Genomic DNA, 23,234 nt, shown 5'->3' on the forward strand with positions numbered 1-23,234 from the left:
ATTATTTTTAGTAAGCATTGGAATAGTATATATAAAAATGAATATATATCTAGTGTTATCTCGGTTAACTTTATATTTATTCGAACTTTCGATTCTTCATAAATCAATTAATAGCGGCAAGAAGAGGAACTACTAGCGTGATTGAACCCCCACTTACGATAACCATCAGTATCTAAATGAATAGCCCCTGTCGCATATAATCCTAAGCCAAAATTATAAGGCTGTCCTTGATACTGCCAAAACTGACATAAGCCATCATGCATGGTACTCAAACGCCATAGATTGTCTTCATACTCAGGCACCCAGATATCCATAGCACTTGCATTCATATGCTTACTACTGTCTGCCCCGCCTGCACAGTCATTCAAACCCGGGTTACGATATACCGAACGTATCTCACTGCTGAGTGGTAAAATACCTTGGTTTTTCAACTCACTATAAAGGCGCAATGTTGGTACAATGTTAGACCATAGCTCTTGAGGTGGCAATTGATACGGTTCATACCCGCATTTACTCCAACTACGGGCAGTCGTCAGCAGTTGCGATAATGGCGGTACATTCTGCGACCCGACTCGTGCGCTGAGATAGCGTTCGTACTCTGCTACTTGTCTGGCACGATAGCTATTGCTATTTAACCATGCATTAAAGTCCATACTCATAGAATCGTTATAAGCACCATTATAGGTGTTGTTTGCTGTACTATAAGTAGTACCGCGTCTCACTACATTCACACGTTTGTTTTCTTCAATAGACAACCTAGCATCAATTTCGAAATCACGCTGTTTTTGTACAATCAAGTTTTGCATACTGTCGCCATTTGATGCATTCGCACCACTCAACATGGTGACACCAGGACGCTGATATGAGCTGTTGGTAGATGGCGTTATATACGCATTAGTGTTATTGCTTGTACTGCTACTTTGACGTATTTGGATACGGCGTTCACTGTCATCACTGATAATAACGGCATGAGCACTGACACTGCCAGCACATAGGATAAGAGTAATAATAGGTTGGCGAATTTGCTTATACGCATGGATTTTTGATTTTATCATTGCAAGAAACTACCGCTAAAAACGTTTTATCGATACTATCAAATTTTTAACAAGCAGGCTAAACTATCGCTTCTAATTTGAAGTCCAATATTGATAATTAACACTTATCCTTACAACTTTTATAATTGAGTGACTTTATTATTATTTGTGAATGATATAGCCATCGCTTGCTCGCATACTTTTATTAAAGTCGGTACTTTTTAGTACGATTCTCATCCTTATTTATAATGAGATAATTTAGTTAGTACTTCCCTCCTACACCAATTGTTAGCCAAATTCTGCCTATGTCTTCTAACCCGCAATATCGTTTTTCACGTCAGAGCCATCATTTGGGTCAAGGTCATGCACCGACACTATGGCAACGTATTCATATCGACCCATGGTTAACTTTACTGTTATTGACGGTTTTTTGTATTGGTCTAACGATTCTATATAGCGCCGCCAGCCAAGATATTGGTATGGTCATTCGCCAAATGGTCAGTTATGGTGTGGCATTCGCTGTGATGTTTACTATGGCGCAGATACCACCTAGTCTCTATCGTACTTTCACGCCTATATTTTATGTCTTAGGACTTATACTATTAGTATTGGTAGATATTATCGGTGAAGTACGTATGGGGGCTCAGCGCTGGATCAATTTGCCTGGGTTCGGTAGTGTGCAGCCTTCAGAGTTTATGAAGCTCGGTATGCCAATGATGTGTGCTTGGTTTTTGTCTAAGCGTGATTTGCCACCGTCAGCGTCTAGCATTGCTATTACCTTGGCATTAATTATTGTACCTGTGCTATTAATTGCCAAAGAGCCCGATCTTGGTACATCACTACTGGTCGCTGCTAGTGGCATATTTGTGCTTTTCTTAGCAGGCCTTTCATGGCGATTGATTTCTGCTGCTGTAATTTTGGCTGTGCCGTTTATTGGTTTTGCTTGGAATTTTTTACTCCATGACTATCAGCGTACGCGGGTATTGACACTCCTTAATCCTGAAGCAGACGTGCAAGGTGCCGGGTGGAACATCATGCAATCGAAGACAGCCATTGGTTCTGGTGGCCTCACTGGAAAAGGTTATCTGGAGGGCACGCAGTCACACCTACATTTCCTACCAGAAGGCCATACTGACTTTATCATTGCCGCCTTCTCCGAGGAGTTTGGTTTACTCGGTGTGATGCTACTGATGTTCATTTATTTCTGCCTTTTATCACGCGCCTTATATATCGCTTTCACCCATCCTGACGTTTACAGCAGATTGTTGGCTGGTGCTATCGCTATGTCTTTCTTTGTTTATATATTCGTCAATGTCGGCATGGTTGGCGGTATTTTGCCTGTCGTAGGTGTTCCACTACCATTCATTAGTTATGGGGGTACGGCTATCGTCACCTTGATGGCAGGATTTGGCTTGCTCATGTCTATCCATACACATAAATCCGGCTAATTTGTATAAGATACTTTCTGTATAATTCGTCTTTCGAGTAAGTCATTGTAATAACTATGGTAGTACCATTAAGATAAATTGTTTTGTATTACCCATGGTTCGATAAAAGACAATGAGCTATAGCGCGAAGAAGAATTTCTTTCTGAGCGCTATGGCTTTTTTATTTTAATGGTTTTCATATAATGTATGTTCGTATCAATCACTATAATAGTTACAAATCTGAAATAATTGTTCGTTTTAGCGCCTCTTATTTTTAATAGTAAATAGACACAATTTCCGATATTAGTTAACCACCTATCAGTCTAGAAAGATTTTATTCCTTGTTTTTTACAAAAAATTGCGTTAACCTCGTTTTACTGTACTCTGATACATAACCCGTACATAGCTACTAATAAACTTTGCATTTAAATATATTTAGGTTGTAGCATAGCCGTATAGTTAGCATCTTGTAGATTCCAGACTTTCAAATACACTACTTAATTAACGGTTTGATAACAAAGCGATACGCGATGTCCTCTGAACCTTTTATTAATGTAGCATTCTAATGAAGTTTGTATATCGCACATCATGTAAATACGACATATAGTGACATTGTCATTCAGTCCTGATTTTGGACTTTGTATTCAATGCTTATCGCTAACTATCATTTAAGCGTATCGTCAGTCACTCTATCTACTAGATGTACTGAATACTGATGATAATGAAATGAAAAATTACCATATATTAATATCTATAAGAGCCGCTCATTAATCAATATGAAAACAATAGATTAATGCCATGCTCAATCTAAAATATTTAGAGTTAGGTTTTGATGTATAAGTTATAGAGGTATTTATGAACAAGCGTTTATCTGGTTTACTTACAATGTCAGCAATGTTATTTGCTGGCTCTGCAGTCGCTACCAATGCAAATGCTGTAGAAGCAAAGACCACACTTGCTATGATTTCGCAAGATAACGCCTCCCACATTGACCGTGTACTTGGTGAACTAAGCCGTCAGCATGATGGTGCATCAAGTTTGGTAAAGTCAGCTCGTCAGCCGACTTCATTGGCACTTAGCAGCTCATTGTTAGCCAATGATACGACACAAGTTACCAATGATGAAGATGTATTAGAGCGCTTAACAGCTGTTGCTTCTAACTCTGTCAGTAAGTTCAAGCAGACTGGCCTTGCGTCTTGGTATGGTCGTAAGTTTCATGGTCGCAAGACTGCCAGTGGCGAAACTTTTGATATGAATGGTTTAACTGCAGCGCATCGCTCATTGCCATTGAACTGCTATGTCAAAGTTACTAACAAGACTAATGGTAAAAGTGTCGTGGTAAAAGTGAACGATCGCGGCCCATTCCATGGTAACCGTGTATTAGACTTATCTTATGGTGCTGCCAAAAAACTCGGTATTACGAGCAAAGGCGTGGGTAACGTTGCTATCGAACGCGTCGCAGGACCTTAATTTTAGGTATCAGTTTTAAAGATCAATAATATTGCTAGCCTATATAGCAAAAAAAGCCTAACTAACCATTAGTTAGGCTTTTTTTATGGTCTATATTTATCGCTCTAGGCTAATAGTAGCGACTGAACTACTCAAAATAAAGTACTATAAGTTCTATATATCTCATAACTCAAATGCGCTTTCGATAGCATCATCCAGACGCTCAACAGCAATCACATTGATACCCTTAAACTGAGGCGCATCTTTAGCAGGTGCATTGGCCTTTGGAATGATGGCATGCTTAAACCCATGTTTCATCGCTTCCTTTAGGCGCTCTTGTCCATTAGGTACTGGGCGTATTTCCCCTGATAGACCAACTTCGCCGAACACGGCTAATGAAGATGGTAACGCTTTCTCTTTAATACTTGAAGCACAGGCCAACAGTACGGCCAAATCAGATCCTGTCTCTATGACTTTGACGCCGCCAACGACGTTGACATAGACATCTTGTCCACTGGTATGTATCCCGCCGTGACGATGCATCACTGCTAGTAGCATGGATAAACGTTGGAAGTCTAAACCCAGTGCCATTCTTCTAGGCGAGCCTTGTGAATCATCTACCAATGCCTGCACTTCTACTAGTAACGGCCTTGTACCTTCACGACTGACCATGACAACTGACCCAGCAACAGGTTTGTCATAACGACTCAAAAATATCGCTGATGGATTAGCGACTTCTTTGAGCCCCATATCAGTCATACCAAAGATGCCCAGTTCATTAACCGCACCAAAGCGATTCTTGACCGCACGAATCATACGAAAACGCGAGTCAGACTGGCCTTCAAAATAAAGTACGGTATCAACCATATGCTCCAATACTCGCGGACCCGCTAGCGTACCTTCTTTGGTTACATGTCCTACTAAAAACAGCGCTGTCCCTGTTTGCTTAGCATAGCGAGTCAAAATCGCAGCAGACTCTCTAATTTGACTGACACCACCTGGCGCAGAGTTAATAGCGTCCGTATAAATCGTCTGGATAGAATCAATAATAGCGATGGCTGGCTGCTCTTGCGTTAATGCAGCACAGATAGTTTCTACGTTAGTTTCGGCCAACACACGCAGTCTATCAGCAGGCAAGTCTAATCGTTTGGCTCGCATGGCTACCTGTGCAAGCGACTCTTCACCCGTCACATATAGTGCACTACCTGCCAGTGAATCCGCCCGTGCCATATTGGTCGCCGTTTGCAGCAAGATAGTTGATTTACCAATACCCGGATCACCACCGATTAACACCACAGAACCTGCCACTAGTCCACCGCCGAGTACGCGATCAAACTCACTGATACCGGTTGGTAGGCGCGTGTCGAGCGTCACACTTACTGCATTAAGCGGCATGACAGCACTGTGAGTACCAGAGTAGTTACCAGCTGGCGCACTGGTACCACGAGTAGCAGCTCGTGCGTTATTGGGCTTCGCGGTGCTCTTATTATGATGTGGCATGCTGACATTTGGGGCTTCGACTAAACTGTTCCATTCCCCGCAATCCGTACACTGCCCAGCCCATTTACCAAAATGCGCACCGCAATGCTGACAGACATAGCTGCTTTTATTTTTTGCCATAGCTTATAAGCCTTATTCAGAGGATCAATCGAGAATAATGAAGGTAATAATGTCACGCTTTATAAGCGCTGATTCAAAAATATTTGTCATGATAAGTCAGCCATTGGTTTTGCAAGCTGTACTTGAAGAGGATGGTGTTAATTGTAGAGATATTAATTGTAGATATAAGTAGTAACTGGCTTATAAGCTCTATATAAAATAGTTTTAGCCTGCTCTATTAGTTAATCAGAAAATACAAAACTGTTGGTATAAATTTTACACAGCATTTGGAAAGCAAAATGAATAGGAAGTAAGGAAAATCCATACCAGCATAACTCTACTTTAACGGCACCTTTTTGTTTTGAGCGCACTATATAAAATAGAGTATGAGATAAGGAATTTAACGCTCTCACTTATACTTGAAAGTCTTTACCTAGATAAACAGATTTTACTAAATCATTTTCTAACACTTCAGCCGAAGTGCCTTCTGCAATGATAGCGCCTTCTGATACGATATAAGCTTTTTCACAAATAGCCAGTGTATCTCGAACATTATGATCCGTGATTAAAACGCCAATGCCGCGATTTTTTAACGTCAAAATAACGTCTTTAATATCACCGACAGAGATAGGATCTACCCCTGCAAAAGGCTCATCCAATAAGATAAACTTAGGATCAGCGGCCAATGCTCGCGCAATCTCACAGCGTCGACGCTCACCGCCTGACACGCTCATACCCTGAGACTTGCGCACATGTTCTAAATGGAACTCGCCAATTAACTTTTCAAGTTCTTGCTGTTGTTCAGCTTTACTTAATTCTGTACGAGTCTGTAGGATAGCTAAGATATTATCTTCGATAGACAATTTACGAAAGATTGATGCCTCTTGCGGTAGATAACCGATACCCGCACGCGCTCGCTCGTGCATTGCGTATTTAGATAAGTCCATTTTACCTAATGTAACGCGGCCCTTATCCATATTGACCAGTCCCACCACCATATAGAAGCTAGTCGTTTTACCAGCACCATTAGGCCCCAACAGTCCGACGACTTGACCCTGTTCGACAGAAAATGAAACGTCTTTGACCACCCAACGCTTACCATAGCGTTTGCCTAAATTTTGCATAGTCAATCGAGCGACGGGCGCCGTATTGTTATTTGATGCCGATAGGTCTAGATTTTTATCATCGCTCATAACTTACTCTTACTTTCACAAATTTAAGCATTGCTAAAGGCAGACTTATTTACTCATAGCCTGTTTATTTGGGTTAACGTACGCCACTTTGGTTTGTACCGTTGTTAGGCGGGAATACCAGTTCGACGCGCTGATTGCCGCCAGCAGTTGCTTCAACATCACCTGCTTTTAGGCTATAACGGATAACATTACCAGCGAAGCTTGCACCATTTTGAACCAGTTTTGCATTGCCAGTTAGCGTAATAATCCCAGACACTGCGTTGTAGTCAATCTTATTAGCCTGACCTTTTGCCAAGCCCTTTTCTTGCGTGACTACTTGCTGCATAGTCGCTGGACGGCCAGTTGCTACCGCTGAGTTAATGCTACGCTGCTGAGAAAGATTGACCGTGATGTTGTCAGCCGTCATCTTAAACGTACCTTGAGTAATAATGACATTACCTGCATAACTGGTCACGCCAGTACGCTCACTATAAGTGGCTTTATCCGCTAGTAATTTGATCTGCTGATTAGAATCTGATGGCAGTGCGTGACTATATAGCGGTAGCGCCAATAACATCACCATGGGCAGTGCGCGCAATTTGTGCAAGCAGAGTGATGATGCGCGTAAAGTAGGCAAAAATTTAAGTTTCATATAAATAACTCATTTCATAATAGGTGGTAGGATTTGCAAACTTTATGCTAGCTGCTATTTTTTGACACAGTAAATAAGAAGTACTTTGATTAAAATAATGCTTTATCTTGGCGTTCAGATGGAGAAAAGGCAACAGCCACTTGACCAAATTCGTACTCACCCGTCTCAAGATTGGCCGTCATACTAGAGGCTTCAAATCGATTCATGCCTTGTTCGACTTTCACAGGCGCGTCACTGTATACTTTGCCTGATTTCGTATTACCTTTTAGCGTACTACCAGTCACTTTTATCGGTTCGATATCAGGGGTACTCTTATTGCCTTCGCTCACCAGTGTAAATCCACCTGATAAACTAAGCTCCCCTGTCTGTTGACTAATAGCTGCACTGCCCGCTTGAATACGATAACGTTGCTCTGCAGATGGCTCCCAATTCATGGTAATGCCTGACATTTCATCCTGATTGGTCTCAGGATTATGTGTCAAAGACTCAGCGGTAAGCTCGTATTCGGTTTCACCTTGTTCATTGGTCTGTACGGCTTTAATATCGGTAGCTTCATAATCGACATCTGTCGTTTCAATATTGACTGGCGGCGTTACGTCGCCTTGCTGCTGAAAAAACCAACCCGCGATACCAGCAATAATTAAGGCTAATACAATTAATACACGTGTATTCACGACTGTTTATCCTGAGTTTGCGCCTCATCAAGCGTGTAATGCGCGATAAAGTCTTGATAATGTCCATGACCTTTTAAGATAAGATCACATATCTCGCGCACCGCTCCAGTACCGCCAGCACGAGTCGTTACCATGTCACTGCGCTTGATAACTTCAGCATGCGCATTAGGTACGGTTGCTGCAAATCCTACTGTTTGCATCGCCTTAATGTCTGGTAAATCATCGCCCATATAGGCACAGTCAGCAGCAGTGATATTCAGGGAAGGATCTAGAGAAGATAGCAGCTCGTTTAGCGCAATTAATTTATCATCACGGCCTTGCACCACATGGTTGACGCCCATTTCTGTTGCGCGCTTGTTCACCATTGCACTACTACGGCCCGTAATGATAGCTGTCAAAATACCGTAGCGTGCTAACGACTTAACACCCACACCATCCTGTACGGAGAACGCTTTGGTCTCAACACCGTTAGCATCATAGATAATTTGACCATTGGATAAAATTCCATCGACATCCATGACCAATAGTTTTACTTGTCCGGCTTTCTGTATCAAGTCCTGCATTATTTGTCTCTTTTTAATATTTATTTTCGAAGCGTTATTCTATATAGCTTAACTATTTCAACGGCAACTCACAAACCTTATTTGACCCCAGCTTGCAGCAAATCATGCACGGTAATAATAGCTTCTAAACGATCTTCATCGTCAATGATCAATAACTGGCTAATACTACTCTCATTCATGACACTAAGCGCATCTGACGCACGCATCGTTTTACTGATATGGCGTGGATTGCTGACCATCACTTCATTCATTGGCGTTTGTAGGTCGATGCCTTTTTCTAACCCTCGGCGTAAGTCACCATCTGTGAACACACCGACGACCTTATTATTATCATCAGTCACCACTGTCATACCCAAGCGACCAGCAGACATGGTAAATAAAGCTTGTTGCAATGGGGCCTGCTGATGAATCAAAGGCAAGTCTTCTGAGTTGGTATGCATCAAATCTTCAACACGCGTCAATAGCTGACGACCCAGGGCACCAGCAGGATGTGATAATGCAAAATCTTCAGAAGTAAAATTACGTGCGTGTACTAAAGCCACCGCTAACGCATCTCCGAGCGCTAAAGTAGCTGTCGTACTGGAGGTAGGCGCTAGATTAAGTGGACAAGCCTCTTGCGACTGACCGAGCGTTAATACAATGTCAGCTGCTCGCGGTAGCATACCGCGCTTATCACGACTGATACTGATAAGAGGAATATTTAGATGTTTGACCACTGGTAGTAGCATCTTGATTTCATCTGACTCACCTGAGTTTGAAATAGCAAGCAGCACATCACCTTGTACAAGCATACCCAAATCACCATGCCCTGCTTCACCAGGATGCATAAAAAAAGCAGGCGTGCCAGTTGAGGCGAAGGTCGCTGCAATCTTGCGTCCAATTAGCCCCGACTTACCCATGCCCGTGACTACCACTCGACCTTTACAAGTCAAAATAATGTCACATGCTTGTGCAAATCTGTCGTCAATCTGCTCTGTTAGTAATGCTAATGCAGATATCTCTGTGTTAATGGCCTCAATAGCAGTGGTAATAAATTGCTCATGGGTTAAGTTGTTTTTGGTATCACTCATGAATCCGCTCTATTTTTATAATGAATCAATACTTCATTTTACTACACTATCTTTCATATTAGTAATGGTCTACAAAATCTACACTAATATAGTGCTTTACACTGAATAAAGAGCTTGCTGCTATCTATACAAAAAAAACCCACTATATCAGCAGGTTTTAAACGAATAAATCATGTCTTAATATTTTTCTAGACAACATGCTCAATTAATGCAATAAGTTAGCTGTTGCTATCATTAGAACCGTCGTTTGGCTTATCTTCAAAGCCTGTAGTATCTGCTGTGACATCGAACCCACGATCTTGACCGAAGCCACCACGCTCAAATCCGCGCTCTTGACCTTGACCGAAACTACCACGTTCAAAGCCGCGATCCTGACCTTGGCTAAAACCACCACGATTAAATCCACTACGACTCGATGCAAATCCGCGCTCTTCAAAGCCGCCAGCAGCAGGGTTGCTACCACGTTCAAAGCCACCGCCTTGATAACCAGTCGGTACTGCGCTCTGAGGCTGAGCACTTGTACCTGTCGTCGTACTACTACGCGGGTTACGCGCTGGCACGACTGTTGAAATGGCGTGTTTGTATACCATTTGGCTCACTGTGTTTTTCAAAAGAACGACATATTGATCAAATGATTCAATTTGGCCTTGTAATTTAATGCCATTTACCAAGAAAATAGAGACAGGAATGCGATCTTTGCGCAGCGAGTTCAAGAACGGATCTTGTAAAGTTTGTCCTTTTGACATGAAATCTCTCCTAAGTATTATATAGTTATGTTTTGGGTGCCAATTATTTTAAGTGTTAATTTAATTATAATGGCTAAAAGGTAGATACAATAAGGTGTTTTCTTTATAAAACGTATCTAAATAAATATTCGTTGCTCTTAAGTGATTCCACTTTATCGCGAATACGTTATTATTGTAAATAATTAAGTAACTAGTTGTTTCATTAATAATTTTTGTCTACAAAAGTTCATAAGCCAGACATCATAACAACGCTCAATGCACTGAGCCGAATTATAACAGCTATCTATGTCAATCTTTGAAACTAATTGTGTTAGCTATCATTGCACCTTAAGACAAGTACTCTCGTGTTTCGGCCATGGTTTCAAACGTTTGTAATATCATACGACTGCTAGCATCAGCCCCGCTCTCAGATTCTGCTATGCCATTTGATGATGCGCTGGGCAATTGCATTACCTTTCTCAGCCATGTGTACTGACGTTTTGCTAGCTGTCTTGTAGCATATAATGCCTTATTTTGCATTTCCTGACAAGCAAGCGCCTCGGTCTCTTGGCTAGCCATGTTTGGTTGAGCAACTGACTGAGCAACATTATCTGAGATTTCTTTTTCTTCATTGACATCTGTATGCTTTCCAAAAGCTTCATAAAATTGAGCTTTATCTAGATGAGTCTCATCAAATATCGGATGCTCAATATGTACCAAATATTCTAGTACTTGCCTGTAGCCTACACAGCGCATCGAAGGCATATTAGGCGTGAGCGGATACTTTTTTAGTAAGTCTATGACTTCAGCCACTAGCCCTTCATTCCACATGATATCTAGACGTTGTTCGATACGATTATGTAGCCATGAACGATCTGGCATTACCGATAGCGCGTGCCACTGCTGCTCTGGGTTATGGGCTAGGGCTTGCTTTGGCTTGCGCTGCCAGTCACTTATTGGAATATTTGTTTGTAGATAGACCTCAACTGCTCGCGTGATACGCTGAGTATCAGTAGCATTCAAACGCGCATGGCTTATAGGATCGATACTCTCCAAATAATCATATAGAGCGCTAATACCTTTCTCTTGACGCCACTGCTCTACGCGCGCCCGTACGCTGTCATCGCTATCAGGCACAGGAGACAATCCATCGAGTAGCGCCATGTAATACATCATGGTGCCACCTACTAATAATGGTATTTTTCCATTTCTGTGACACTCGTCAATAATACGAGCAACGTCACTGACAAACTCCGCCACACTATAGCTTTGCATAGGATCAATGATATCGACCAAATGATGTGGATAACGCGCCAGCTCAGCAGCTGTTGGCTTGGCTGTGCCAATATTCATATCACGATATATCAGTGCTGAGTCCACAGAAATTAATTCAAAACGACCTGTATCGTATAGCTCGTACGCCAGTGACGTCTTGCCGCTAGCAGTTGGTGCCATAAGACAAACCACGCTATTATCCGCCAACTTGTGAGAGATGCTATCAGACGAATGTTGCATAAAGTGGCCTTTCATAATATATGGATAACTCAGATATCAATTGGTTTAATTGCTTTAAGATGTTGTAATTATTTTCAGATATTCAGGATAGCATTAGCTTTACTAAGCGATGGCTATCTATCGTCTTGATAGCATTGTTCATCATTATTTCAGTAAGATCATTCACGAAAACCATTGAATCTTGCACAGACATTTGCGCATTGACCATTATAAGTTGTTGATTAATCTCAGTAACACTGTTTGGTAATCTATCTTTTTTGAATAATTGATCACTAGAGGTAAGTGATTCGAACAATTGGCTTACTTTAAATTGCCAGTCTTTAGCACTTATCAGTGCACACTGCCCTTGGTGATAAAATAATAACCAAGGTAGCTTTTTATCATCTGTGTTTAAGTCCATGTCAACAGCTTCTACATCGTTAATGATATCTAAGCAAATTGGTAAAGATGCAAAAGTACCTGCTCCATCAGAATAATGTGAAGTGCTGTGGTTACTATTGTTACTTTGGTCTGATCGTTCATTGATATAAGATCGCGCTGACTCTTGCAATGAAGGATTATATGAAAGTGATTGGTTTGCAGTAGACTGATAAGACTGTCTAGTAGATTCTACTCGATTATTCTGCCTTTGGTTATTGCTAGACTGACTACTTGAGATGGGCATTTCAGACGAACGACTTTCAGAAGCATCTACGTTTGATAATTCCGCAGATATATATTGGCTATCAGCGTCTGTCATCGCTACGGACGCAGATGCAGAATCAATTCCAAGCCCAAACTTAGCTACATCAATCGTTTTCAACTGCGTACGAACTGTATGGCCTAAGTGCGCCATAATATTATTCAATGGACTGATTTTGATACGTTGTTTAGATGGATGCACATTGATATTTAACCATTGAGTTGGCAAATCAAAATACAGTGCATACCCCATACCTGCTAGCTGCGCACCTTGCGCCAGTTGACGTATCTGATTGCTAATCAATGCTTCTTTTACCAGTCTGCCATTTACATAAATCAGCTTGGGTAAGTCAGATTTGTCATAATGTAGCGGCCATAACCAACCACTAATCGCTGCTTGATTAACATTGCTATCATCGCACGCTACAGACGACTGTACCAGACTCGACAAATCTATCGATATTGCTAATGCATTATCTGTCAATGCCATACCCGTTGCTTGTTCCAACCGCGGTAGTGGCAAGCGACTGTCATTGTTACCACTAATACTCGTAGCACTTGCAGATAATGATAGCCGCTGTTTATTGTCATGAAAAAGTGTCAAAGCAACATCGGCACGCGCCAGTGCGACTTCTCGGACAATGGTTTCGATATGACCGAATTCAGTAGCAATAGATTTTAGGTTGCCACGGCGGGCAGGCACATTGAAATATAAGTCTTTGACTATGATTGTTGTGCCGCGGTTATGGACAACTGGTAAAAGTTTCGGAGTGTCACCTAATACGCCAGCGACCTGTAATTGACGGCCAATACCACTATCATCATGACTACTGATTAAGGTCAAACGTGAGACAGCAGCCATCGCCGCTAACGCTTCACCGCGAAAACCCAACGTCGTAATACCATGCAAATTAGCAACGTCAGCAACCTTACTGGTCGCATGACGAGTAATGGCCATGACCATGTCATCAGGATGGATACCCAGCCCATTATCTACTACCTCAATCAGGCCCATACCGCCTTGAGTGATGCGCACCTCAATACTGGTCGCACCAGCATCGATGGCATTTTCAAGCAGCTCTTTGACCACTGCTGCTGGACGTGTCACCACTTCACCTGCTGCTAATTGATTGATCAGCAACGGCGATAGTTTTTTAATGCGGGTATTAGAATGATTATCTGGCATTGATAGATGTCATATTTTTGGAAAGTAGCGATTGGTATAATTTAGATATTCGTTTAGATGTCAAGTTGCGATAGATCCAAGCCCTGCGCTTGGCCTGCCTTTGACAGTCTCAACTGCACTTGGCGAGCTTCAGTGCCGTTATCATCGCTTACACTTTGAGTCATATCGATAAATAACGTGGGCGGCGGAAGATAGCTATCAGCACGGCTAGCCCATTCGATGATGACTAATGCTTCAGGCTCATCCAGATACTCGTCAAATCCAATAAAAGACAGTTCTTCTGGATCTTGGAGACGATATAAATCTGCATGATAAACTGGCTTGATCGAACCATCTTTTCGCTGAATACTATAAGGCTCAACCAAGGTATAGGTTGGACTTTTTACCGCACCTGTATGACCAAGCGCTTGTAACCAGTAACGCGTCAGTGTCGTTTTACCTGCGCCCAAGTCCCCTGCCAGCCACACGCTACCTGTCAGTGGTAATGTCGCTAATTGCTCAGCCAATGATTGAGTATCTTGCTCAGAGTTTAATATCAGAGTCTTTAAGTATTTGCTATTTTCTATAGATTGACCATCACACATCAGACTGAACCTGCTTGTACTTGCTCTGTCTGTACCTGCATGGTCACCGTTGGATTGGTAAAGCTTTCACCACGAATCAGCTTGGCATATAGCTCAGAGTCAGTCCACTCAGCACGAACCTGCTCACTAAATTCAAAATCTTCTAAGACCAGTTTACCCATTTGATCGTTTGCAACATCATGAGCAAAGCACTGCGCATACCCTGTCGCCGTCTCGTGGGCAATCACTGAGTACACGCTGACATCAGCTTCACCATTTTGCATTTGTGTCTGACGTAGTATTTCTTGCGCCCAAAAGAATATCACTCGTGAAAACTGCTCTGCCGATGGTGAAACTGGTAAGCTGATCCAACGTGCGCTAAATTTCTTACACGCTGCGACATACTCAGGATCATCTTTGTTCCAAAAACAAATAGCATGATCAAAGCTATCAATAATGTCCTTGATCGAAGACTTTAGTAGACCAAAGTCATAAACCATTTGCCCATGGTCTAAACGAGTGGCCTCAAGGATCAGCTCAATCTGATAGCTATGGCCATGAATCGAGTGCTTACAACGCTCAGAACTACAGTTACGAACGATGTGAGCATTTTCAAATTTGAACAGTTTACGAATACGCATAATAATTTGACCAAAACAGTAAGCACTATGGTGCTAAATGTTAATAAATAAGAGTTTGCCGCGTTTATAAATCGGTTTATGACTCATTATAGCAAATCGCCATGTATCCGTAAGTAAGCACTTATTAATACAATGATTGATTGAACGAATCAATTGACAGACTAGGACTAACCTTATTGGAGTTGCTCGTCATTCTGCATAAAGAACACTTAGCGAAAACAATAGAGGATTTGAATGATAATTGAATCGTAGACGAATTGTGCGAGCGCTATCTATTACTAAAGCTTAAGCCTATACTCTATTCAGTAAGCAGCTATGTTAGCTGTATTCACCCTGTCTTGAATGCGCTTAACTTGGCGTCAAGAGTAGTGTGCTGTAAAAAAGGAAACGATTATGAGCAAAGGTCAAGATAGTAAGAAGAACGTTAAGAAAAAGCCCCTTTTGACTGCTAAAGAAAAGAAAGCTGCCAAACAAGCTAAGAAAGACGACAATGGTAGTATTTTAGGTAAACATTAATAATCAATACATCAATATGCCAATCTGACCTAACCGTTTGATTGGTATTTTTTTGGTTCGTCATTGGCCTTTAGCTAAGCACTGTCTTATTAAGCTTAGGTTTTGATTAAGCTTAGGTTTTGATTAAGCTTAGGTTTTGATTAAGCTCCGCGCGGTGCAAACATAATAATCGCCATTCCTAATAGCGCAACTATCGAACCCACTATGTCCCACATGGTTGGTCGTATACCATTGACCGTCCATAACCATAAAATCGCCATGCATATATAAACACCACCATATGCAGCATAAACCCTGCCCGCAGCAGTCGGATGTAATGACAGCAGCCAAACAAATGCAACCAAACTCAGCGCACCAGGTATCAGTAGCCAGATTGACTTACCTTCTCGCAGCCACAGATAAGGCAGATAACATCCTGCTATCTCAGCCAATGCAGTAAGCGCAAATAGCCCAACCGTCTTTAATTCTGTCAAAAATTACTACTCCTTGACCGTAATAAACCCAGTCAGATATGGTACAGCATTGCCAGAAATAAGCACTCTATCTCCTGTCACGATACAGTCAAGCACGCCGCCTCGACTAGATGCTTGATAAGCAACCAATTCATTTTTAGCTAAATGCTCCGCCCATAAAGGTGCAAGTCCAGTATGAATCGATCCCGTTACTGGATCTTCATCACCACCATTTGCTGGCCAAAAGTATCTAGAGACAAAGTCATAATTATGATATTTTTCTGAGTTTGCCTCACAAGTTACAACCACATCATAAGGCGCTAGCTGCTTCAACTTCTCATTATCACGCACAACATTCAATACATCAGATTCAGAGTCATAGATGACAAAATACGCTTGAGCATTACGGTAAACTTTAGCAGGAGCAATAGATAAACCAGATAGTAAACTATCAGGAATGTCATCAACTTTTTCAGGCTTTCTATTAGGGAAATCCATTTGTATCTTGCCTGATTCTGTTTGGACAATGGTCATTGTGCCAACAGCTTTGGCTAAAAATCTAATCGACTGTATGTTTGAGTTTTTATTAAACAGTACAAAGGCAGCAGCTAAGGTCGCATGACCACAGAAGTCAATTTCAGTCAATGGTGAAAACCAGCGAATATGATAGACACCTTTATCATCAGCAACGATAAAAGCCGTTTCAGACAAGTTGTTTTCAGACGCAATAGACTGCATCAAATTATCATCTAACCATTCATCTGTAACGATGACAGCAGCAGAATTACCTTTGAATACAGTATCAGTAAAAGCGTCAATGACGTTTATCTCTAGTTGCATGTCATGTTCTCATTCTTAGTTATATTTGTTGTACTTTTATCGTTGTTGTCGGGCAAAAGCAGCTGGCCTAATGTCTATAAAAAAGTAGTATAGTATCTGTTTTAGCAACCGTAATTTAGATGGAGATTTATAGTAGCGAAAACCGATAGTAGCAAGAACATAATGTCACCGCTAGCTCTCATTACTTAGACATAAAAAAGCCTATCTATATAAGACAGGCTTTTCTAAATAACGTTTTCTAATTAAATATCAAACTCTAGTGCTCTATCGCCTTCGCTATCTTTAATACGCGTTGGCAGACCAATCTTGTTTAGTAGATTGATAAATGGCTTAGCATCTAGCTCTTCGACATTGACCATTTTGCCTGCATCCCATTCGCCAGTCGCAACTAGTATCGCAGCAGCAACAGGTGGCACGCCTGCGGTATACGAGATACCTTGGCTACCAACTTCGTTGTAAGCATCTTTATGATCTGAAACGTTATAGATAAATACTTCAGTCTCAACACCATTGATCTTGCCTTTGACTTTGTCACCAATGCAGGTCTTGCCTGTATAGTTCGGTGCAAGCGAGCTTGGATCTGGTAGTACCGCTTTAACGACTTTTAGTGGCACCACTTCTTGGCCTTCAGCAGTCATCACTGGCTGCTCAGACAACAACCCTAGGCTCTGTAGGACAGTGAAGACGTTGATATAGTGCTCACCAAAACCCATCCAAAAGCGAATATTTGGTACATCTAGATTGGCTGACAATGAATGCACTTCATCATGACCGCTTAGATAGCTGTTCTGTACACCTACAACTGGCAAGTCGTCCGTACGTTTGACTTCAAACATTTTGTTAGACTGCCACTTGCTGTCTTGCCAAGAGTAAACCGTACCGGTGAACTCACGGAAGTTAATCTCTGGGTCAAAGTTGGTCGCAAAGTATTTACCATGGCTGCCTGCATTGATATCAATAATGTCGATATCCGTCACAGATCCTGCATCCATCATGTCATAGCCAAGACGCGCGTAGGCGTTGACCATACCAGGATCAAACCCTGCACCTAAAATGGCAGTGACATTGTTGTCTGCACAGCGCTCTTTACGTTGCCACTCATAGTTGTTGTACCACGGCGGTGTCTCACAAATCTTACGTGGATCTTCATGAATAGCCGTGTCTATGTAGGCAGTACCTGTCTCAATGCAGGCTTCTAGTACGGTCATATTGATAAATGCCGAACCAACATTGATGACTATTTGTATTCCAGTGTCTTGTATCAGCTGCACGAGTGCTTGACTGTCCATCGCATCGACTTGATGCGTATGCAAGACCGCAGCCTGCTTAAAGCTGTCTTTTTCTTTTACACTTTGGGCGATGGCATCGCATTTGTCTTTGGTACGTGAGGCGATATGAATCTCACCAAGTACATCATTGTGCATCGCGCATTTATGCGCGACCACTTGAGCGACACCGCCTGCTCCGATGATCAGTACGTCTTTTTTGTTAGGCTTAGCTTGTTGGTTTGTGTTCAATGAACAATCCTCCTTTGTGTCCCTGTCGATACCATTGATAGCGGCTATGCAAAACAGAAACGAGTGAATGATATGCGTGAATTAAAAAGGAAGACCGAGGAAAACCCACGCACCCGTCGGGCAAATAATACTCCATTATTTGCCCGACGCGATTATAACAATTTTTATTCCCTTATCGGTAAAAAATATGTATAAAAAGTAGAGATATTAAAATGTCTACTAATACAGGTTAAGTCTTTGTTTTTTAATAATTAAAATACAAAAACTCGACAATAGCATAGTCTTAAAAACTAAGACTTAAGACAAGCTGGCTTTATATTCCTCATAATCAAACTCACGCTGGATATCAGTGCTACCGTCCAAACGATGGATCACTATCGCTGGCATATTGACCCCATTGAACCAGTTTTTCTTGACCATCGTATAACCTGCAGCATTGCCAAAGGCAATCTTATCGCCTATCTGAAGATTACTCGGTAATGCATACTCACCAAAGATATCCCCTGCCAAGCAAGAACGACCATAAATAATGGTATGGTCTACTGACTCAGCATTAGTTTCAGGTGGCGTAGCTTCTGTTGGATTACCAGTAGGTGCAATATTGGCAGCAGTATTATTGATCGCAGCAATCGGTGCTGACTCACGATAGATTAGTAGATCAAGCATATGTGCTTCGATAGACGCATCAACGACGGCTAGGTTTTTTTGATTGTGCATGGTGTCTAGCACGGTGGTCACCAATGTACCTGCGCCATGAATACTTGCCTCACCTGGCTCAAGATACACTTGCACGCCATAGGTTTCGCTAAACGCTTTTAAACGTGCGGCTAGCTTTTCTAATGGATAGTCAGGCGCGATAAAATGAATGCCACCGCCCAAGCTAACCCATTCAAGCTGCGCTAAAATATCACCAAATCTTTCTTCAATATCCGCCAAGCTTTCACTAAAGGCTTCAAAACTGTCATTTTCGCAATTGTTGTGAATCATGACGCCAGTGATATCACCAAGTACTGCTGCAATTTTCTCTTTGTCATGTTCACCAAGACGGCTAAATGGACGCGCAGGATCAGCGATCAAAAACGATGAGTTGCTAGTCTTTGGATTGAGTCGTAGACCTACAGGTATATTTTGCGCGGCGGCTTGCGCTTTAAAAGCGTTGAGCTGTGAGATTGAGTTAAAGATAATTTTATCCGCATAGTTCAGTACTTCAGGGATTTCATCTGCACTATAGGCGACGCTATAAGCATGCGTTTCTTTCTTATCACTGCTACTGGCATCGTCGTTCTTACCAAAGGTCTCATAGCCCAATCTGACTTCGTTAAGTGAAGATGAAGTCGTGCCATGCAAATAAGGCTGCATCACATCAAACACGCCCCATGTGGCAAAGCATTTTAGTGCTAATAATGCTTTTGCACCAGACAGTTCACATAGCCTAGCAATGATTTTCATATTGGCAACGATGGCTGCTTCATCAAGCACATAGTAAGGCGTTGGTGGCAATGACGCGTTGATAGAATTCTCTAGATTTTTTGCATTCATAATAGATTACCTAATAGACACTCTGCTGTTGGTATCTTGACAGACAGATATAAATATTTGCGCTATAGTAGACTAAATTCATCATAATTAGAATATCTTATGGCACTCTCAACCGATTATTCCACCTCAGCCAGTCGATCCCATTCATCACAATTGGATCCGAAAAACATAGATTTGACTTATCTAGATCCTAATGCGCGCGCCGTGTTGGATTTTTGGTTTGATAAAAACAATGAAGCGTACTGGTTTGAACAAAACGATCGTTTTGATAAGCAGATACAGGATAAGTTTGGCGACATTTGGCATGCAGCAAAACAAGGCGAATGTGTCACTTGGCGTATCGCAGAGTCTTCATTAGATGGTAATAGTTCGATAACGGCGTTGGCAGGACGCTTGGCAGAAATTATTGTGCTGGATCAGTTTTCACGCAATTTATGTCGTGGACAAGCAAGTGCATTTGCGCAAGACGGTATGGCGTTAGCACTCGCCCAAGAAGCCATTCAACAGCCTTATTTTGATACTCTACCAATGCAATGGCGTAGATTTATTATTATACCGTTTATGCACTCTGAGTCGGCCATGATTCATAAGCGTTATCTACCGCTATTTGAACAACTAAATGATGCAAACACATTAGACTTTGAACATCGTCACAAACAAATTATCGATCAATTCGGGCGATATCCACATCGCAACGAGGTACTAAATCGCGACTCAACCGAAGATGAAAAGAACTTTTTAAAACAGCCTAATTCATCGTTTTAAGCGAGATTCCTAGTACTGCCTGAAGATACTCAAAGTTGTTACACAAAGAATTATTATATAAAAAAAGGTCTGAATCATATCACTGGTTCAGACCTTCTTTTTTACGACAAATATTTAGAGAGTATTAAATACTTATTAGTAATTTACCTTACCAGTAGTAAACGTAAATGATTGCTGCTCTAATACTTTATCGTCAACCAAAATATCAAAGCTGACCTTATATTTGCTATTGCCATAAAGTCCACAATTACCGCCTTTATTACTACCTGATTCACAGCTTTTCAGCGCATCAGTTAATGGCAAAATAAATGCTTCATTCGTTGGTAGCGCATAATTCGTACCTTTGTACGGATCATTGTCAGAATCAAGTAATTGAATAGGCACATCTATATTGCGCTGCACATCTCGGAATTTAACGTTACTCACTTTAACTTTATCAGCGGATGGCATGTTGATATAAACTGGCTGTCCGATAGGATCAGTACGCAAATTGCGCCCAGAGCCTCTGACTGGATTTGGGGTTTCGTTATAAAGTGCAGTAACTGTCCCGCTCACATCTTGACATGGGTACGTAAAAACACCTTCCAATGTTTTATTTGCCGTGGTTTTTGTCCCTGCAGCATTGCTTACCAAAACATAGCCTTTGTTGTTAGCAGCATTTTTACTACTAGGCGTATAGGTAACCACTCCTGTTCCTACTACGCCTGAGGTTGGCAACATTAAAGAGCGTAGATGATAGGGCGCTGACAACAAAGACTTTGCCATAGAGCTTGCCACGGCTTCTGTACTCAAAAAATTGCCTGCCGAACTGTAATATACAGACTGGGCAATGTTTTCAGTGACACCATATTGAGAGTTGCCATAGTCCGCATTGATCAATCGATCTGCCAGATCTAATCCACTGAAAAAAGGATTGTTAGAACCTGTCACACTAGCAATATCGCTGATTTCATTTTCGAAATGCGCGTTAAAGCTGGTTGGTGAGCTATTAGCAAATACATGTTTAATGTAATTTGCGTGCTGAATAGCAATATCATCTAGTTCTGTATCAACAGATAGACCATTTAGACCACAGCTGGTTCTTGCTAGACTGAACTGATTATTTGCACTTAGTGCTGCTTGTACATTATTATCAGCTGATCCATTGCCATCAACGTTAGGAGTATCACCATTTTGTTCAGTTGGTGTCGCTATAATCGGAGCGGAAATAATAGGTTCCGACGTTGTTGGCTGGGCTGTTTCATCATTTTGTGAACTGTCTGGTGTATTAGCAGATGTAGAACTGCTATCAGAATCACCACCTCCGCCGCACGCGCTGAGAAATATCGTTAAAAATAGCACTGCCGCAAGATTTTTCTGAGAAGTATAAGAAGTCATCGCTCATCCTATAAAATAATAACCTGTTTGTGAAAAGCAATGAGAATCAAAATCAGTTACAGGGTGGTTAGTAATTGATTTAACAGTGTTTTATTTTAGTATCATATCTATTGTAATACAAATTATGAACTTTTGATCATTATTTTGTAAAAAAACCTGCTACTCGCTGATTGCAAGTAACAGGTTTCTTTTCAGGTCTATAGATTAACACTAAGCTTAGGCTATTTTTAAGGCAAAGATATCATCTATAAAGTACGATTCTTTTATATCCGCTATACAGTCACTTTTTTATGATCACGTTTCTATAGTCACTTTCCTATAGTCACTTGTTTATAGTCACTTGTTTATAGTCACTTGTTTATAGTCACTTGTTTATAGCCACTTTTTTATAGCTACTGTATTTCTAGCGCTTTTCTTACTGGTGCAAAACTACGTCTATGCATTGGCAAGACACCATATTTTTCGATTGCTGCCATGTGCGCGCGCGTCGGATAGCCTTTGTGTTTGGCAATACCGTATTCCGGATATTTAGCATCCAGTGTATACATCGATTCATCACGACTTACTTTTGCCAATATACTGGCCGCTGCAATACTAGTATGACGCGCATCGCCTTTTACCCATGCTTGACAATCAATTGCAAATGGCGCTACCTCTAACTTTTTAAAGCTATCATAATTCAAGTCAGGACAACGATTTCCATCAAATAGTACTTCGACTTTAAGTTGATTGAGCGACGTACTTTTAGCATTTTCCGCGGTCGAAAAGCTTTTAAAAATCACTTCTAGCAACGATTCGGTACATAAGCGCATACCAAGCATTGTTGCCTGCAAGATATTCACTTGATCGATTACTGCTGCTGGTATATCAGCGATGATATAACCGATAGCATGCTGCTGAACCAATGGATAAAGGATATCGCGCTTTTTTTCACTCAGTTGTTTGGAATCTGTCAGTATCGATAACGGCGTGTCTTTGAGCGGTTGTTCCTCAATCAATCCTGACCAGGTCGCAGGTAATATTGCCGCCGCCACATTGACGCTACCTAGTAATGGGCCGCGCCCTGCTTCATCAACGCCGATTTGCAGTATTGATTGCTCCATCTCTTGGTTATCATTAGACAGATATTGAGTAAGCAATTCAGCGGTATTCATTTGCCCATATAAACGTATGGGCGCTGCTAACTGAATATATTGTCCTTTAACATCAATGTGCTCAATATTTATGTCAATTATTTGAACTGAGCTTTCTGTATGTTGGTTGATATGCATAATATT

Annotated in this window: 22 protein-coding genes; 4 read left to right on the forward strand and 18 right to left on the reverse strand. The window is 41.5% G+C overall.

Annotated elements, in window-relative coordinates:
- Positions 1-107: 107 nt before the first annotated feature.
- Positions 108-1,055 carry a D-Ala-D-Ala carboxypeptidase family metallohydrolase gene (locus tag QL898_RS11140; RefSeq protein ID WP_160022680.1) on the reverse strand — a complete coding sequence of 316 codons (948 nt, stop codon included), beginning with the start codon at positions 1,053-1,055 and terminating at the stop codon, positions 108-110.
- Between the two features lie 284 nt (positions 1,056-1,339).
- Here QL898_RS11140 and rodA point away from each other — a divergent pair, with 284 nt between their 5' ends.
- Positions 1,340-2,482, forward strand: a complete 1,143-nt coding sequence (gene rodA, locus QL898_RS11145; RefSeq protein WP_290176844.1) for a rod shape-determining protein RodA — start codon at positions 1,340-1,342, stop codon at positions 2,480-2,482.
- An 834-nt stretch (positions 2,483-3,316) separates the two neighbouring features.
- Positions 3,317-3,931 (forward strand): septal ring lytic transglycosylase RlpA family protein, encoded by a 615-nt coding sequence (locus QL898_RS11150; RefSeq protein WP_101205034.1) that lies wholly within the window; start codon positions 3,317-3,319, stop codon positions 3,929-3,931.
- 162 nt (positions 3,932-4,093) lie between these two features.
- Here the strand turns inward: QL898_RS11150 and radA are convergent, their stop codons facing one another.
- The 11 genes from radA to QL898_RS11205 form a co-directional block, all read right to left on the reverse strand.
- Positions 4,094-5,530: a DNA repair protein RadA gene (gene radA / locus QL898_RS11155; protein ID WP_290176845.1), complete on the reverse strand. Its 1,437-nt coding sequence runs from the start codon at positions 5,528-5,530 to the stop codon at positions 4,094-4,096.
- A gap of 392 nt (positions 5,531-5,922) precedes the next feature.
- Positions 5,923-6,702, reverse strand: coding sequence for an LPS export ABC transporter ATP-binding protein (lptB, locus tag QL898_RS11160; protein WP_102078865.1), 780 nt, complete (start codon positions 6,700-6,702; stop codon positions 5,923-5,925).
- A gap of 73 nt (positions 6,703-6,775) precedes the next feature.
- On the reverse strand, positions 6,776-7,264 hold the full coding sequence (gene lptA, locus QL898_RS11165; protein WP_179799007.1) for a lipopolysaccharide transport periplasmic protein LptA: 489 nt from the start codon (positions 7,262-7,264) through the stop codon (positions 6,776-6,778).
- Between the two features lie 158 nt (positions 7,265-7,422).
- Positions 7,423-8,007 carry an LPS export ABC transporter periplasmic protein LptC gene (gene lptC, locus QL898_RS11170; RefSeq protein WP_290176846.1) on the reverse strand — a complete coding sequence of 195 codons (585 nt, stop codon included), beginning with the start codon at positions 8,005-8,007 and terminating at the stop codon, positions 7,423-7,425.
- Positions 8,004-8,570 (reverse strand): HAD hydrolase family protein, encoded by a 567-nt coding sequence (locus tag QL898_RS11175; protein ID WP_290176847.1) that lies wholly within the window; start codon positions 8,568-8,570, stop codon positions 8,004-8,006. Before QL898_RS11175 ends, lptC begins: the two co-directional genes overlap by 4 nt.
- 77 nt (positions 8,571-8,647) lie before the next feature.
- A complete protein-coding gene (locus tag QL898_RS11180) occupies positions 8,648-9,640 on the reverse strand; it encodes a KpsF/GutQ family sugar-phosphate isomerase (RefSeq protein ID WP_290176849.1) in 993 nt (330 codons plus the stop codon).
- A gap of 218 nt (positions 9,641-9,858) precedes the next feature.
- Entirely contained in the window at positions 9,859-10,386 is a 528-nt protein-coding gene (hfq, locus tag QL898_RS11185) for an RNA chaperone Hfq (protein WP_290176850.1), read from the reverse strand.
- A 327-nt stretch (positions 10,387-10,713) separates the two neighbouring features.
- Complete coding sequence (gene miaA / locus QL898_RS11190; RefSeq protein ID WP_290176851.1) at positions 10,714-11,880, reverse strand: tRNA (adenosine(37)-N6)-dimethylallyltransferase MiaA; 1,167 nt, start codon at positions 11,878-11,880, stop codon at positions 10,714-10,716.
- Between the two features lie 82 nt (positions 11,881-11,962).
- Positions 11,963-13,747 carry a DNA mismatch repair endonuclease MutL gene (gene mutL, locus QL898_RS11195; RefSeq protein WP_290176852.1) on the reverse strand — a complete coding sequence of 595 codons (1,785 nt, stop codon included), beginning with the start codon at positions 13,745-13,747 and terminating at the stop codon, positions 11,963-11,965.
- Between the two features lie 53 nt (positions 13,748-13,800).
- Positions 13,801-14,331, reverse strand: coding sequence for a tRNA (adenosine(37)-N6)-threonylcarbamoyltransferase complex ATPase subunit type 1 TsaE (tsaE, locus tag QL898_RS11200; RefSeq protein WP_290176853.1), 531 nt, complete (start codon positions 14,329-14,331; stop codon positions 13,801-13,803).
- On the reverse strand, positions 14,331-14,951 hold the full coding sequence (locus tag QL898_RS11205; RefSeq protein ID WP_290176854.1) for a 6-carboxytetrahydropterin synthase: 621 nt from the start codon (positions 14,949-14,951) through the stop codon (positions 14,331-14,333). Before QL898_RS11205 ends, tsaE begins: the two co-directional genes overlap by 1 nt.
- Positions 14,952-15,344: 393 nt before the next feature.
- Between QL898_RS11205 and QL898_RS11210 the strand changes: the two genes are divergently transcribed.
- Entirely contained in the window at positions 15,345-15,467 is a 123-nt protein-coding gene (locus tag QL898_RS11210; protein WP_021815223.1) for a hypothetical protein, read from the forward strand.
- 140 nt (positions 15,468-15,607) lie between these two features.
- On the opposite strand, the gene QL898_RS11215 is transcribed toward QL898_RS11210, so the two are convergent.
- The 4 genes from QL898_RS11215 to QL898_RS11230 form a co-directional block, all read right to left on the reverse strand.
- Positions 15,608-15,940: a YnfA family protein gene (locus QL898_RS11215; RefSeq protein WP_102091506.1), complete on the reverse strand. Its 333-nt coding sequence runs from the start codon at positions 15,938-15,940 to the stop codon at positions 15,608-15,610.
- A gap of 6 nt (positions 15,941-15,946) precedes the next feature.
- On the reverse strand, positions 15,947-16,759 hold the full coding sequence (locus tag QL898_RS11220) for a PhzF family phenazine biosynthesis protein (RefSeq protein WP_290176855.1): 813 nt from the start codon (positions 16,757-16,759) through the stop codon (positions 15,947-15,949).
- 242 nt (positions 16,760-17,001) lie between these two features.
- Entirely contained in the window at positions 17,002-18,276 is a 1,275-nt protein-coding gene (locus QL898_RS11225) for a saccharopine dehydrogenase family protein (protein ID WP_102091503.1), read from the reverse strand.
- A 297-nt stretch (positions 18,277-18,573) separates the two neighbouring features.
- Positions 18,574-19,815 (reverse strand): carboxynorspermidine decarboxylase, encoded by a 1,242-nt coding sequence (locus tag QL898_RS11230; RefSeq protein ID WP_290176857.1) that lies wholly within the window; start codon positions 19,813-19,815, stop codon positions 18,574-18,576.
- 99 nt (positions 19,816-19,914) lie between these two features.
- Between QL898_RS11230 and QL898_RS11235 the strand changes: the two genes are divergently transcribed.
- Entirely contained in the window at positions 19,915-20,580 is a 666-nt protein-coding gene (locus tag QL898_RS11235) for a DUF924 family protein (RefSeq protein WP_290176858.1), read from the forward strand.
- Positions 20,581-20,715: 135 nt separating this feature from the next.
- Here QL898_RS11235 and QL898_RS11240 read toward each other — a convergent pair whose 3' ends face one another.
- Positions 20,716-21,957, reverse strand: coding sequence for a CAP domain-containing protein (locus QL898_RS11240; protein ID WP_290176859.1), 1,242 nt, complete (start codon positions 21,955-21,957; stop codon positions 20,716-20,718).
- A gap of 392 nt (positions 21,958-22,349) precedes the next feature.
- Positions 22,350-23,228, reverse strand: a complete 879-nt coding sequence (locus QL898_RS11245) for a ribonuclease HII (RefSeq protein ID WP_290176860.1) — start codon at positions 23,226-23,228, stop codon at positions 22,350-22,352.
- Between the last annotated feature and the right edge of the window lie 6 nt (positions 23,229-23,234).

This window comes from Psychrobacter sp. APC 3279, assembly GCF_030407795.1.
Lineage (GTDB): Bacteria > Pseudomonadota > Gammaproteobacteria > Pseudomonadales > Moraxellaceae > Psychrobacter.